Source organism: Bacteroides faecium (genome assembly GCF_012113595.1).
Lineage (GTDB): Bacteria > Bacteroidota > Bacteroidia > Bacteroidales > Bacteroidaceae > Bacteroides > Bacteroides faecium.
On sequence record NZ_CP050831.1, the window covers coordinates 127,504 to 143,151 of the forward strand.

Annotated in this window: 9 protein-coding genes; 7 read left to right on the forward strand and 2 right to left on the reverse strand. The window is 43.7% G+C overall.

Annotated features, from left to right (window positions below; all coding sequences use genetic code 11):
* Nucleotides 1-35: 35 nt before the first annotated feature.
* The 7 genes from frr to BacF7301_RS00555 all read left to right on the forward strand — a co-directional run bounded on the left by frr (nucleotide 36) and on the right by BacF7301_RS00555 (nucleotide 12,624).
* Nucleotides 36-596, forward strand: a complete 561-nt coding sequence (frr, locus tag BacF7301_RS00525; RefSeq protein WP_167959488.1) for a ribosome recycling factor — start codon at nucleotides 36-38, stop codon at nucleotides 594-596.
* 18 nt (nucleotides 597-614) lie between these two features.
* On the forward strand, nucleotides 615-1,547 hold the full coding sequence (gene rsgA, locus BacF7301_RS00530) for a ribosome small subunit-dependent GTPase A (RefSeq protein ID WP_167959489.1): 933 nt from the start codon (nucleotides 615-617) through the stop codon (nucleotides 1,545-1,547).
* 541 nt (nucleotides 1,548-2,088) lie between these two features.
* Nucleotides 2,089-5,253 carry a SusC/RagA family TonB-linked outer membrane protein gene (locus tag BacF7301_RS00535; protein ID WP_167959490.1) on the forward strand — a complete coding sequence of 1,055 codons (3,165 nt, stop codon included), beginning with the start codon at nucleotides 2,089-2,091 and terminating at the stop codon, nucleotides 5,251-5,253.
* 20 nt (nucleotides 5,254-5,273) lie between these two features.
* The gene (locus tag BacF7301_RS00540; RefSeq protein WP_167959491.1) at nucleotides 5,274-6,929 is read left to right on the forward strand and encodes a RagB/SusD family nutrient uptake outer membrane protein; all 1,656 of its coding nucleotides are present in this window, start codon (nucleotides 5,274-5,276) and stop codon (nucleotides 6,927-6,929) included.
* A gap of 221 nt (nucleotides 6,930-7,150) precedes the next feature.
* Nucleotides 7,151-8,236 carry an efflux RND transporter periplasmic adaptor subunit gene (locus tag BacF7301_RS00545; protein ID WP_167959492.1) on the forward strand — a complete coding sequence of 362 codons (1,086 nt, stop codon included), beginning with the start codon at nucleotides 7,151-7,153 and terminating at the stop codon, nucleotides 8,234-8,236.
* 12 nt (nucleotides 8,237-8,248) lie between these two features.
* Nucleotides 8,249-11,281, forward strand: a complete 3,033-nt coding sequence (locus BacF7301_RS00550; protein ID WP_167959493.1) for an efflux RND transporter permease subunit — start codon at nucleotides 8,249-8,251, stop codon at nucleotides 11,279-11,281.
* Nucleotides 11,278-12,624: a TolC family protein gene (locus BacF7301_RS00555; protein ID WP_209319487.1), complete on the forward strand. Its 1,347-nt coding sequence runs from the start codon at nucleotides 11,278-11,280 to the stop codon at nucleotides 12,622-12,624. Before BacF7301_RS00550 ends, BacF7301_RS00555 begins: the two co-directional genes overlap by 4 nt.
* A gap of 100 nt (nucleotides 12,625-12,724) precedes the next feature.
* Here BacF7301_RS00555 and BacF7301_RS00560 read toward each other — a convergent pair whose 3' ends face one another.
* Nucleotides 12,725-13,885 (reverse strand): acyltransferase, encoded by a 1,161-nt coding sequence (locus BacF7301_RS00560; RefSeq protein WP_167959494.1) that lies wholly within the window; start codon nucleotides 13,883-13,885, stop codon nucleotides 12,725-12,727.
* Between the two features lie 108 nt (nucleotides 13,886-13,993).
* Nucleotides 13,994-15,631: a fumarate hydratase gene (locus BacF7301_RS00565; protein ID WP_167959495.1), complete on the reverse strand. Its 1,638-nt coding sequence runs from the start codon at nucleotides 15,629-15,631 to the stop codon at nucleotides 13,994-13,996.
* Nucleotides 15,632-15,648 lie beyond the last annotated feature (17 nt).

Here is a 15,648-nt window from a genome sequence, read left to right on the forward strand (position 1 = left end):
AATCAATCGAATAGCAACTTTAATTATCGAAAAATATGGTAGACGTAAAGACTTGCCTTGACAATGCACAAGAAAAAATGGATATGGCCATCATGTATCTGGAAGAAGCACTGGCACATATCCGCGCCGGAAAAGCGAGTACCCGACTGTTGGACGGTATCCGTGTAGACTCTTACGGAAGCATGGTTCCTATCAGCAATGTAGCAGCCCTAACTACTCCCGATGCACGCAGCATCACCATCAAACCTTGGGACAAAGGTATGTTCCGTATCATCGAAAAAGCAATTATCGACTCCGATCTCGGCATTATGCCCGAAAACAACGGTGAAGTAATCCGTATCGGTATCCCTCCTCTGACGGAAGAACGCCGTAAACAACTGGCAAAACAGTGTAAAGCCGAAGGCGAAACAGCTAAAGTAAGTGTGCGCAACGCCCGCCGTGACGGTATCGATATGCTGAAGAAAGCCGTAAAAGATGGATTGGCAGAAGACGAGCAGAAGAATGCGGAAGCCAAACTGCAAAAAATCCATGATAAGTATATCAAACAGATAGATGATATGCTGGCTGAAAAGGACAAAGAAATAATGACTGTCTAAAAAAATAAGGAGAGAAGCGTGCACGGATTAGTAATCAAAAACACAGGTAGCTGGTATCAGGTAAAGACCGATGACGGACAATTTGTTGAATGTAAAATCAAAGGTAATTTCCGACTCAAAGGGATCCGTAGTACCAACCCGGTAGCGGTGGGCGATCGTGTTCAGATTATACTCAATCAGGAAGGCACGGCTTTTATCAACGAAATAGAAGATAGGAAGAACTACATCGTACGTCGTTCTTCCAATCTTTCCAAACAATCTCATATTCTTGCCGCTAATCTCGACCAATGTATGCTGGTGGCAACCGTCAACTATCCCGAAACTTCCACTATCTTCATCGACCGTTTTCTGGCATCGGCAGAAGCTTATCGGGTTCCCGTCAAACTGGTGTTCAACAAGGTGGATGCGTACAATGAGGACGAACTCCGCTATCTGGACGCACTTATCAATCTATATACACATATCGGATATCCCTGTTTCAAGGTTTCCGCAAAAAATGGTGACGGGGTAGACGAAATCAAAAAGGCTCTGGAAGGTCAGATTACTTTATTCGCCGGTCATTCGGGAGTAGGAAAATCTACGCTTATCAATGCCATACTGCCGGGCATAGAAACAAAAACCGGTGAAATTTCTTCTTATCATAATAAGGGAATGCATACCACTACTTTCTCTGAAATGTTTCCTGTAGACGGAAACGGATATATCATTGATACGCCGGGTGTCAAAGGCTTCGGTACATTTGATATGGAAGAGGAAGAAATCGGACATTATTTTCCCGAAATATTCAAGATTTCTGCTGACTGCAAATACAATAACTGCACTCATCGCCACGAACCGGGATGTGCTGTACGCAAGGCAGTAGAAGAACACCTGATAAGCGAATCACGCTACACCTCTTATCTGAATATGTTGGAAGATAAAGAGGAAGGCAAATACAGGGCTGCTTACTAATCTGTTTCTACCACATATTATCTTTCAATCACGGAAATATATTCCATGATTACCTTTCATACTCCATAAAAATAAGTTCCAGATATTTTACTTTTAGAAGAAAAGTCCGAATATCCCTCTATGACATACTCAAACATTAGAAAGACTTCAAAAAACGTATACAAGTACTAACAGAACTTGGTTATCATTTCATCGTCTTTTATCAAAAACAACATTACAAGACATGAACTGTTTTATACCTCTATACATATTTGTCATTTATTCCACTTTAGAATACCATAACGGAACAAAAGTATATATTCTTTTTGCAAAAAGCAACAGAAATATATCTTTTTTTTCATAATTCTTTATTTACGCCGTGCTTTGAGATAAAAAATGCACACATTCTTCTTCCAATCGACAAAGTAATTGCAAATAAAATTACAAACCTGTCAGTATCATACCAAGTTCTGTTAGAACTATAACAATATACAACAATCAGAACAAAGTAGAAAATAGTTTATATAAGTAAACCTGAATGTCAACTAAAAATTTAATTATTATGAAAAAAATCACGAGACAAGTCTCCATGTTTTTAGTAATAGGTGTATTGGGGCTCCCCGCCACCTTGCAAGCTAAAACCGGGATGGAAGTTTCAAGCCCTGAAATGGTGCAAGAGAGAGTAACAGGAACAGTCACGGATACTTCCGGTCCCGTCATCGGGGCAACAATCATGCAAAAAGGTACGACAAACGGTACCATTACCGACATGGACGGGAAGTTTTCTTTGGACGGAGTGAAAAAAGGAGATGTAATCCAAATAACTTATATCGGATACATCATGCAAGAAATCACCTACACAGGCAAACCTATCAAAGTGACACTGGTGGAAGACAGTAAGAAACTGGATGAAGTAGTCGTTGTCGGTTATGCCACGGTAAAAAAAGCCAACTTGACAGGTGCCGTTTCTGCCGTTGACAGTAAAGTACTGGAAGACCGCCCGATTATTAACCTCGGACAAGGACTGCAGGGAACGATTCCCAACCTGAACATCACTACCAGCGGACAGCCGGGTAAAGGTTCCACCTACAACGTCCGTGGTGAAACGTCCATTAATGGTGGTAGCCCGTTGGTATTAGTGGACGGAGTAGAAATGGATCCCAACTTAATTAATCCGCAGGACGTTGCCAGTGTATCCGTTTTGAAAGATGCCGCTTCCGCTTCTATCTATGGAGCACGTGCTGCCTATGGTGTAATTTTGATTACCACTAAAACCGGTAAAAAGAATATGCCGACCCAAGTATCACTTGATGCTTCTATATCATTCAACAGCCCGACCACACGTCCCAGCTACATGAACTCCATGGAATATGCCAACTGGATGAACGCAGCCAACAACCTGACTAACGGCCGTGACCTTTTCAGCGCCGATGAAATGGAACATATCACGGCTTATTTCAATGATCCCGCGAACAATTCTCCGGTATTCGTCACCACAGACCCGAACAGTTGGCAGTATGGAAACTGCCAGGCAGGCAAATACGCCTACTGCGGCAACACGGACTGGATGAAAGAAATGTACAAGAAAAGCTACCCGTTACAGCAATATAACGTGAACATCAGCGGTGGTAGCGATAAAGCCACTTATTATACCTCAGTAGGATACACCGACCAAGGCTCACTGCTGCGTCACGGCGACGAAGGATTCCGCAAGTTCAACATGGTGAACAACATCAACTACGACATAAACAACTGGCTGAATATATCTATGAAAACGAGCTATATCCGTACTGAATTATCGGGTATTGTACAAGACGGTGTACATGGCGAAGCATGGATTGGTAACGACACCCAACCCCTAATGCCCGTAAAACATCCCGACGGAAACTGGGCAGGACAGGGCAACTACACCAACTTTGCAGCCGTACTGGACGAAATGGGGTCACGCAAAACGACCAAGAACGACTTTTGGAATACACTGGCATTAAAATTGACACCATTGAAAGGCATGACTATCAACATGGACTACACCTTCAACTATTATGCCGAGCACAATAAAAACCACATCAAATCCTTTAATGAATATGGTGTAGACGGGAATTTCCTGCAAGTGTTCCAATATTCCAAACCGAACGGTGTATATGAAGGACAAAACAACGATACCTACAACGCATTCAATTTCTTCGGCGACTATGAACGTACTTTCGGCAAGCACTACTTCAAAGTGATGGCAGGTTACAACCAGGAAACCAAGCATACACGCAGCTTCTATGCCCAGCGTGAGAAACTGATATCAAACGATCTCCCTTCCATGGGCTCGGCTACAGGTGAAAAATATGTCGGCAACTCTGATGATAGTTGGGCTACAAGAAGCGGATTCTTCCGTGTCAATTATACGTATGCAGACCGTTACTTATTGGAACTGAACGGACGTTACGACCTCTCCTCAAAATTCCCGAAAAATGACCGTGCCGTATTTAATCCCTCTTTCTCAGTAGGCTGGAAACTTTCAGAAGAAAGCTGGTTCAAGAACCCGACCAACGGTTTCTTTGACGAACTGAAAATCAGAGGTTCATACGGTAGCCTTGCCAATCAAGCACTGGACAATGGCTGGCATTCTTATCTGTCCACCTACGGCACCGGAACAATGAGCTATATTATGGGCGGCGCACAGAACCAGTATGTATCTCCCGGCGGCCTGGTAAGTACCTCCATCACTTGGGAGAAAGTTACCCAGTGGGATTTGGGTCTTGATTTCGCTATCCTGAACAACCGCCTGCAGGGAACTTTCGACTACTACCAACGTTCTACCACAGGCATGCTGGGAGCCGGCAAAGTGCTGCCCGGTGTTCTTGGTACAAGTGAACCGGAAGAAAATGCGGCAGATATGGTGACCAGAGGTTGGGAACTTTCCCTCTCCTGGAATGACAGGCTGGAGAATGGCTTCCATTATAGCGCAAGCTTCAACTTATCTGATACACAAGCCGAAATCACCAAGTTTGACAATCCGACGAAGTCTCTTTCCAGTTCTTATTATGAAGGCCAGATATTGGGTGACATTTGGGGATACGAATCTACATTATTCCAATCACAAGCCGAAATAGACGCAGCTCCCGACCAGTCAAAACTGGATGGCGGCATCAAAAAAGTACCGGGTGACATCAAATTCATCAACCAAAATGATGATAACGTAATAAATAACGGTGAGAACACAGTAGACAATCCCGGTGATATGAAAATTATCGGTAATAACAAAGCACGTTTCCGCTATGGTTTCAATATCTCGGCCGACTGGAAAGGGGTTGATTTCGGCATCTTCTTCCAAGGTGTAGGCAAACGTGACCTGATGCTGCCTGCCACATTCAAATGGCAGTATGGCAGCCAGTGGCAAGTCCCGGTGGCTGCCGCACAAGACTACTGGCGCGAGGACAATACCAGCGCATATTACCCCGTCGCACGCTTTAACGGCGGTTCCGCTCTTGGACAAAATCAGACACGTTATCTACTTAACGCCGCCTATCTCCGCCTTAAGTCAGTATCAGTGGGCTATACCATACCACAAACACTGACACAACAATGGGGAATCCAGAAATGCCGCATTTACTTCAGTGGTGAAAACTTGTTGACATTCAAACATACCCCCGAAGGATTCGACCCCGAATTGGACAACCCGTATAAGTACCCACAGCAGAAATCATTATCTGTCGGTATTAATGTCACATTTTAATCTTAAAACGATAGAATATTATGAAACTGAAATATATGATTTATATGTCTACAGCCTTGTTGACAACGGGTTGTAATGACGCCTTCCTCGAAAGGGCTCCGCAAAGCCTGAATGACCAAACTTTCTGGTCTACCGCAAATGACCTCAAAACGTATGCCAACGGTTTTTACGGCCTGATACCTGCCGGAGTCAGCAATCTGGACGACACGAACAGTGACACACAGGTTCCAAACAGTATTAACACTTTCCTGTGGGGACAGTATACAGTACCGACGGAAGGCGGAGCATGGAGCCAGTCCAATTGGTCGACGATACGAAATCTCAACTACTTTATGACTCACTATCAGAACGCCCAAGGCACTGAAGCGGAAATCAACACATATGTGGGTGAGATACGTTTTTTCCGTGCTTTGCTATATTTTGATAAAATAAAGACGTTGGGAGATGTCCCCTGGCTGGATAAAGACTTAAATGTAGACAGCGAAGAACTCTATGGGCCGAAGACTGCACGCAATGAAGTGGCAAAAAAAATCATTGAAGACCTTGACTTCGCCATCCGGTGGCTTCCTGAGGCCGGCAGCGAAGAAGCAAACCGCTTGAACAAAGACATTGCCCGCCATGTGAAAGCGCGCATTTGTCTGCACGAAGGTACTTATTACAAATATCATACAGAACTGAAGTATACAAGTGAAGCCGACGGATTGTTGCAGCAGGCAGTTGAAGCATCCAATGCTCTCATCATTTCCGGAAAATATGAAATATATAATACCGGCCATCCCGAAAGCGACTATCACAATCTTTTCACGATGGATGACAAAAGTAATCTGAAGGAAGCTATTCTATATATTGATTATATAGAAGACAAACGTATGCACAATATGAGCCACGGTACCTTGGAAGCCAATGCCGGCTTCTCTAAAGACTTCGTAGACTGTATTTTATATGACGACGGACTTCCTAAAGGAGTGACCACCCAACCCACAACAGACAATACCATCGCAGAAGAAATGGCGGGTCGTGACCCTCGTTTCTCCCAACTCATCAAAAACGATGCATACCTGACAGACGAAGAGAAGGAAAAAGCTAATTATGATGACAATTATGTAGACAAATTCCACCTGACCGGCTACCATACTATTAAGGGGTATATCCCCGACTTGCCATCAGGCTATTATGTTGAATTTACAGACGGCATCGCTTATCGTTATGCAGAAACATTATTAATCAACGCCGAAGCCAAAGCAGAGCTTAAGACATTAACCCAGGATGATTTGGACAATACCATCAATGAATTACGCGACCGCGCAGGGATGCCACACTTGAAAATAGAAGTAGGATTTACAGATCCCAATTGGCCTGACTACGGATACACCCTTTCTCCCATATTACAGGAAATACGCCGCGAACGCCGCGTAGAACTGGCAGGAGAAGGTTTCCGTTTTGACGACCTGCGCCGCTGGAAGGCCGGTCATTTACTGGATAATGTAATGACATATGTCGGCAAGAAACTATCCAACGGAAAATATGCAATTGTATATCCCAACTATACCAATGACGACCTCTCCTATCAAGAGGGAAAAAGCCGCAAATGGGACGACAAAATGTATTTATATCCAATAGCCACAGGTGAATTGCAGCGCAACCCCCAATTATTGCCGCAAAATCCGGGATGGTAATAACTTGACACAATCCCCCAATTGTTTTTTAGTTAATAATTTAAGGTATCAGATTCTTTTTTATTCGAGCCCGGTAGATTGCCGGGCTCTTTTTACATAATCATTTTCATTTCTTTACTTTTATTTCCATGAAAAAACATTTTAAGATTAAACCATTTCAAAAATGCGGAGTCTAATCAACGAAAGAATAATTATTCAATAGCTATATACTATACTAAACCATGAATAAGAAAACTAAATGGGGCATCATTATTCTTGTCGGTGCCGGTATCATTGGTGGAGGAATCTACTCACAATTACCAAAAGAGAACGACGAACTAGCTGCTGCCGAAAAGGTGATGGGTGGCAATAAGAAAAAGGGAAGGCAGATTTTGAATGTGAACGCTAAAGTCATAAAGCCACAATCCCTGACAGATGAATTTACAACCACAGGTGTACTTCTGCCCGATGAAGAAGTGGATTTATCTTTCGAGACTTCCGGAAAGATCGTCGAAATCAATTTTAACGAAGGTACACCGGTGAAAAAAGGTCAGTTACTTGCCAAAGTGAATGACCGGCAGTTGCAGGCACAATTGCAACGTCTCGTTTCGCAATTGAAGCTGGCGGAAGATCGTGTGTTTCGCCAAGATGCGTTATTGAAGCGGGATGCTGTCAGTAAGGAAGCCTACGAACAGGTTAAGACGGATTTAGCCACCCTGAATGCTGACATAGAAATAATCAAGACCAATATTGAATTGACTGAGCTTCGCGCCCCGTTCGATGGGGTTATCGGACTTCGCCAAGTCAGTGTCGGTACATACGCCTCCCCTACCACGGTTGTTGCCAAGCTGACTAAAATAGCTCCATTAAAAGTAGAATTTTCCGTACCGGAACGCTACGCCAAACAGATTAAAAAAGGGACTAACCTGAACTTCAGCGTTGAAGGAAACCTGGATGCTTTCGGTGCACAGGTTTATGCCGTAGAATCATCTATTGACCCTAACTTGCACCAGTTTACGGCACGTGCGCTCTATCCCAATGTTAATCACATCCTGCTTCCCGGCCGTTATGCTAGTGTATTATTGAAAAAAGACGAGATAAAGAATGCCATCGCTATCCCGACAGAAGCGATTGTACCGGAAATGGGTAAAGATAAAGTCTACCTGTATAAATCAGGAAAAGCCGAACCGGTAGATATTACCACCGGCATCCGCACCGCATCCGAAGTACAAGTGATAAGAGGATTGCACATGGGAGATACCATTATCACTTCGGGAACATTACAGCTCCGCACCGGACTCGCTGTGACACTTGACAATATTGATTAATACCAGCGCCTCATGAATATATCCGAATTAAGCATACGCCGCCCGGTATTAGCTACCGTACTGACAATCATTATCCTACTCTTCGGATTCATCGGATACAACTATTTGGGTGTCCGCGAATATCCATCAGTGGATAATCCGATTATTTCCGTCAGCTGCTCCTACCCGGGAGCCAATGCCGACGTTATCGAGAACCAGATTACCGAACCGTTGGAACAGAATATCAATGGTATTCCGGGCATCCGCTCTTTGTCCAGTGTCAGCCAACAGGGACAAAGCCGTATCACGGTAGAATTTGAATTGTCTGTCGACCTGGAAACGGCTGCCAATGACGTGCGTGACAAGGTTTCGCGTGCACAACGTTATTTGCCGCGAGACTGTGACCCGCCTACCGTATCTAAAGCTGACGCAGATGCCATGCCTATCTTGATGGTTGCCCTTCAAAGCGACAAGCGCACCCTATTGGAATTGAGTGAAATCGCCGATCTGACTGTCAAGGAACAGTTGCAGACTATTTCCGACGTTAGTAGTGTATCTATCTGGGGAGAGAAACGTTTTTCCATGCGCCTCTGGCTAGACCCTGTAAAGATGGCAGGTTACGGAATTACTCCTATCGACGTTAAGAATGCAGTAGATAATGAGAATGTGGAACTTCCTTCAGGCAGTATCGAAGGAAACACAACCGAACTCACGATTCGTACATTAGGATTGATGCACACCGCAGATGAATTCAATGATTTGATTATCAAGGAAGCGAACAACCGTATCGTACGTTTCAGTGATATCGGGCGTGCCGAACTGGGTCCTGCCGATATCAAAAGCTACATGAAGATGAACGGTGTGCCGATGGTGGGTGTGGTAGTCATCCCGCAACCGGGAGCCAATCATATCGAAATTGCAAATGCTGTATATCAGCGCATGGAGCAAATGAAGAAAGACTTGCCGGAAGATGTACATTATAACTATGGTTTTGATAATACCAAGTTTATCCGTGCGTCTATCAATGAGGTGAAGTCTACTGTATATGAAGCATTTATACTCGTTATCATCATCATTTTCCTTTTCCTCCGCGACTGGCGTGTCACATTGGTACCTTGTATTGTAATTCCTGTCTCCCTAATCGGTGCGTTCTTTGTCATGTATCTGGCAGGATTCTCTATCAATGTGCTTTCGATGCTTGCCATCGTATTGTCCGTAGGGCTAGTGGTAGATGACGCTATCGTTATGACGGAGAATATCTATATCCGTATAGAAAAAGGAATGAGTCCGAAAGAAGCGGGAATAGAAGGAGCAAAAGAGATTTTCTTTGCCGTTATCTCAACGACTATCACATTGGTTGCCGTATTCTTCCCTATTGTCTTTATGGATGGAATGACGGGACGACTTTTCCGGGAATTCAGTATCGTAATCTCCGGTTCGGTTATCATTTCTTCGTTTGCCGCACTGACTTTCACACCGATGCTGGCAACAAAACTGCTTATAAAACGGGAAAAACAAAGTTGGTTCTATGCGAAAACAGAGCCTTTCTTTGAAGGTATGAACCGGCTATACAGCCGTTCACTGGCTGCTTTCCTGCGGAAACGATGGATTGCACTTCCCTTCACGCTCATCACAATGTGTCTTATCGGCATCCTTTGGAATGTGGTTCCGGCGGAAATGGCTCCTCTTGAAGACCGTTCGCAAATCAGTATCAGCACACGTGGCGCTGAAGGGGTGACTTATGAGTATATACGGGATTATACGGAAGACATCAATCAACTTGTAGACTCCATTCTTCCTGATGCAGAAGCTGTTACTGCCCGTGTGTCCAGTGGTAGCGGAAATGTGCGTATCACTTTGAAAGATATGAAGGACCGTGATTATACGCAGATGGATGTTGCCGAGAAAATCTCGAAAGCTGTACAGAAAAAGACAATGGCACGCTCGTTCGTACAGCAGCAATCTTCTTTCGGCGGACGCCGTGGAAGTATGCCTGTCCAATATGTACTTCAGGCCACTAACCTGGAAAAACTGGAAGAGGTATTACCTAAGTTTATGGCTAAGGTGTACGAGAATCCGGTCTTTCAGATGGCGGACGTTGACTTGAAGTTCAGTAAACCGGAAGCCCGTATTCAGATTAACCGTGACAAGGCCAGTATCATGGGAGTAAGTACCAAGAACATTGCTCAAACCTTGCAATACGGATTGAGCGGACAGCGTATGGGATATTTCTACATGAACGGAAAACAATATGAAATCCTTGGTGAAATCAATCGCCAACAGAGAAATAAACCGGCTGACCTAAAAGCCATTTATATCCGCAGCAATAACGGGGATATGATACAATTGGATAACCTCATTGAATTAGAAAGTGGTATTGCACCTCCCAAATTGTATCGTTACAACCGTTTTGTATCGGCAACTATTTCAGCAGGATTGGCTGATGGAAAAACAATCGGGCAAGGTTTGGACGAAATGGATAAGATAGCGAAGGAAACATTGGATGACACATTCCGTACCGCTCTCTCGGGTGATTCCAAGGAGTACCGGGAAAGTTCTTCCAGCTTGATGTTTGCCTTTATCTTGGCTATTCTTCTGATTTACTTAATTTTGGCAGCACAGTTCGAAAGTTTCAAAGACCCGCTGATTATCATGTTGACAGTGCCGCTGGCTATTGCCGGAGCGTTGGTATTCATGTATTTCACCGATATTACAATGAATATCTTTAGCCAGATTGGTATTATCATGCTGATTGGCCTGGTGGCGAAGAACGGTATTTTGATTGTAGAATTCGCCAATCAGAAACAGGAAGCCGGAGAGGACAAGATGAGTGCCATCAAAGATGCCGCACTGCAACGTCTCCGACCGATTCTGATGACAAGTGCTTCTACGGTTCTGGGACTTATTCCACTGGCATTTGCCACCGGAGAAGGTTGCAATCAACGTATTGCCATGGGTACGGCGGTAGTCGGCGGTATGGTAGTATCCACATTGCTCACCATGTATATTGTACCGGCTATTTACAGTTATATTTCGACAAACCGAATCAAAAAACTAGGAGAATGAAACAGAAAGATATTCGTATGAAACGTATCATATACATCGTCACCTCATGTGTCTTCTTATCAGTTTCTACTGTAAAGGCACAACAGGTGCTTACCTTGAAAGAGTGCCTGGAAGAAGGATTACAAAATAATTATTCTTTGCGTATCGTCCATAATGAAGAGCAAATCAGCAAGAACAATGCGACATTGGGAAATGCAGGTTATTTGCCGACTTTGGACTTCTCCGCCGGATATGCCGGAAACTTGGATAATATTGAAAGCAAAGCTCGTGCTACCGGAGAAATAACCAAGAACAACGGAGTATATGACCAAACGGTCAACGTCGGTCTCAACCTTAACTGGACTATCTTTGACGGATTCAATATCAGTACGACTTACAAACAGTTGAAAGAGTTGGAGCGACAGGGAGAAACCAACACCCGCATCGCTATCGAGGACTTTATTGCCGACCTGACATCGGAGTACTACAACTTTATTCAGCAGAAGATTCGTCTGAAAAACTTTCATTACGCAATGTCACTCTCTAAAGAGCGTCTGCGTATCGCGGAAGCGAGCCACCTTGTCGGTAAGTTTTCGGGATTGGATTATCAGCAGGCAAAGGTTGACTTCAATGCAGATAGCGCCCAGTACATAAAACAACAGGAGTTACTGCACTCTTCACGTATCCAGTTGAATGAATTGATGGCTAATAATAATGTCAATCAAGTTATTATCATCAAAGATTCTACCATTGATGTACACAGCAATCTAAAGTTCGAAGATTTATGGAATTCTACGTTGTCGACGAATGCTTCTTTGTTAAGAGCTGACCAAAACACCACGTTGGCACAACTGGATTATAAAAAGATAAACTCACGCAACTATCCCTATCTCAAATTGAATACCGGATACGGATATACCTTTAATAAATATGACATTAACGCTACCAGTAGAAGGGGCAACCTGGGGTTCAATGCCGGAGTAACTGTCGGATTTAATATATTCGACGGAAATCGCCGCCGCGAAAAGCGTAATGCGACTCTTTCTTTTAAAAACAGACGCCTGGAACGGCAGAACCTTGAACTGGCACTTCGCTCCGACCTCAGCAATTTATGGCAGGCTTATCGCAACAATCTTCAATTGTTGAATCTGGAACGACAGAATCTTATAACTGCCAAAGATAACCATGATATTGCCATGGACCGTTATATCCAGGGAGACTTGTCAGGATTTGAAGTGCGTGAAGCGCAAAAGAGCTTGCTGGATGCAGAAGAACGTATCCTCTCTGCAGAATATAATACCAAACTTTGTGAGATTTCCTTGTTACAGATTAGTGGAAAGATTACGAAGTATCTGGAAGAATAAGACTTTATCATTCACATTTTTAGGCACGGATTACACGGATTTCACGGTTTAAGATACAGCACAGCTAAAAACCGTGAAATCCGTGTAATCCGTGCCTGATTTATCCCATTATATATTTTGCAGGTTTGCCAATGCGGTTCACCCAATGTACTATCAACCAGGAAGCAGCAAACGCAACTATTGCAGCAATCGGAATCTGCAAAGGAATAGGTACATTAAGAGCCCTCATTAATACCACAGACGGACCGGTAAAGAAATAATGTATCATATAAACTCCGAAACCACACACGGTCAAATCTGCTAATGCTTTCCGTATTCTCTCCGAACGGACATTGACTTTTTTAGCCAACATAAATACAGGAATGGTCATCATTACCACATTAAGAGAGCAGTAAGTAAAGAAAAGCTCCAACATTTCATCTGTACAATCCGGCAAAGCCGTCATATGACGGAAACCGAAGAACGTCACAACATAACCAACTGCAAACATCGGAATACCGATTAACAATGTTTTCTTTAAACTCCAGTCGAGGTCTTTCAGATAATGCCCTAATAATAAATATCCGTTGAATCCGGCAAATGCATACAACATTCCGAAAGAATTCCATGAGCAAGAGCCCCACAAGTAAGGAGAAACAAACTGATAATAATAAGGCAGAAGCAAGGTCACGCCCCAAGCCAGCAGAAACATAAGTTTAGCACGCTGCGAAGCCTTTTCCACCCATGCCGAGAATATGGGCAAATAAAGATAAAGCCCGATAAGCAGATAAATATACCACATATGCACTGCCAATACTGAGAAGTTGAAAGGAATTGCCAGGATATACTGCACAGCCACCGAAAAGGATTGCTGCATCACTTCCTCGCCGGCATAAGGAAAGAAATCAAGAATAACCTTAGGCTCCAACCCCAATACGCCCGTTATCCAGGGAAAAAGATTGTAGATAACAGACCAGATTAAGAACGGATACAGGACACGGGTAATACGTTTCTTATAAAAAGTGGAAGTATCACCCCGGACAGGTAAAAGCAAGGCACCCGTTATCATCACAAACAAGGGTACACAGGGACGGAGAACAGATCCATAAATAGCTCCCCATAATTTGATTTCCCCGATATTGGGAGCAGTGCCCGGATAAAAATTAAAAGGATCGGTGCAATGGCAGCAAACAACTGTAAACATTGCGATAAGGCGTACAACATCCAGCCATACGATATGTTGGTTCTTTTGATTAGACAGTTCGATTGTCGGTGGTTTCATAATAGTTAGTAGCAGAAAGGAGAAGTTAGTAAAAAAGGGATACCCATATAAATAAATGACAGGTATCCCTTAAATGAATCGTTTTATATAAATGGAATTATCGACTAATTATTTAGTGCAATTCCAGGGTTTCAACTGTTTGAAGAAGTCGTTGCCTTTATCATCTACCAGGATGAATGCAGGGAAGTTTTCTACTTCAATCTTCCAGATAGCTTCCATACCCAGTTCCGGATATTCCACACATTCAATGCTCTTGATGTTATTCTGAGCAAGAATAGCAGCCGGACCACCGATAGAACCCAAATAGAAACCACCATATTTCTTACAAGCATCCGTTACTTGCTGACTGCGGTTACCTTTTGCCAACATAACCATGCTGCCGCCATGACTTTGGAATAACTCTACATAGGAATCCATACGTCCTGCAGTAGTCGGGCCCATAGAACCACAAGCCATGCCTTCCGGTGTTTTTGCCGGACCTGCATAGTAAATAGGATGATCTTTGACATATTGAGGCAGGTCTTCACCACGGTCCAAACGTTCTTTCAGTTTGGCATGTGCGATGTCACGACCTACGATAATCGTTCCGTTCAATGACAGACGAGTGGATACCGGGTATTTAGTCAGTTCTTTCAGAATTTCAGCCATCGGACGGTTCAAGTCGATTTTTACGACATCGCCTTCTCCTGCCTTACGCAATTCTGCCGGAATAAGTTCGCCCGGATTTGAATCCAGTTTCTCAATCCAGATACCTTCCTTGTTGATTTTACATTTGATGTTACGGTCGGCAGAGCAAGATACGCCCAAACCTACCGGGCAAGAAGCACCATGACGAGGCAAACGGATGATGCGAACATCATGAGCCAGATATTTACCGCCGAATTGTGCGCCAAGACCAATCTTGTGAGCTTCTGCCAATACTTCTTTTTCCAGTTCGACATCACGGAATGCACGACCATATTCGTTTCCTGTTGTAGGCAGGTTATCATAGAAATGAGTAGAAGCCAGTTTCACTGTCAGCAGATTCTTTTCAGCAGAAGTACCACCGATAACGAAAGCGATATGATAGGGAGGACAAGCGGCTGTTCCTAATGTTTTCATTTTTTCAACAAGGAACGGAACCAGTGTACCCGGATTCAGGATAGCTTTTGTTTCCTGATACAGATAGGTTTTGTTGGCGGAACCACCACCCTTTGTAACGCAAAGGAATTCATACTCCATGCCTTCGGTAGCTTCGATGTCAATCTGAGCGGGAAGGTTGCATTTTGTATTTACCTCATCATACATATTCAGAGGTGCATTCTGAGAGTAACGCAAGTTCTCTTCAGTATATGTCTTATAGACACCCAGCGAGAGAGCTTCTTCGTCAGAATAACCGGTCCATACCTGCTGGCCTTTTTCACCGTGAATGATAGCAGTACCCGTATCTTGGCAGAAAGGAAGTATCCCCTTTGAAGCAACTTCCGCATTACGCAAGAAAGTCAATGCCACATACTTGTCGTTTTCACTTGCTTCGGGATCACTCAGAATCTTAGCAACTTGTTCGTTGTGCGAACGGCGGAGCATGAATGATACATCACGAAAAGCTGCGTTAGCCATCGCAGTCAAACCTTCTTTCTCAATTTTCAGGATAGGATTTCCTTCAAACTCGCTTACTGACACATAGTCTTTTGTAAGCAGATAATACTCAGTTGTATCTTTTCCCTTTTCAAACATGGGCTGATACTTAAACGGAGGTGTTGCCATAAGTCTCTTATTTTATT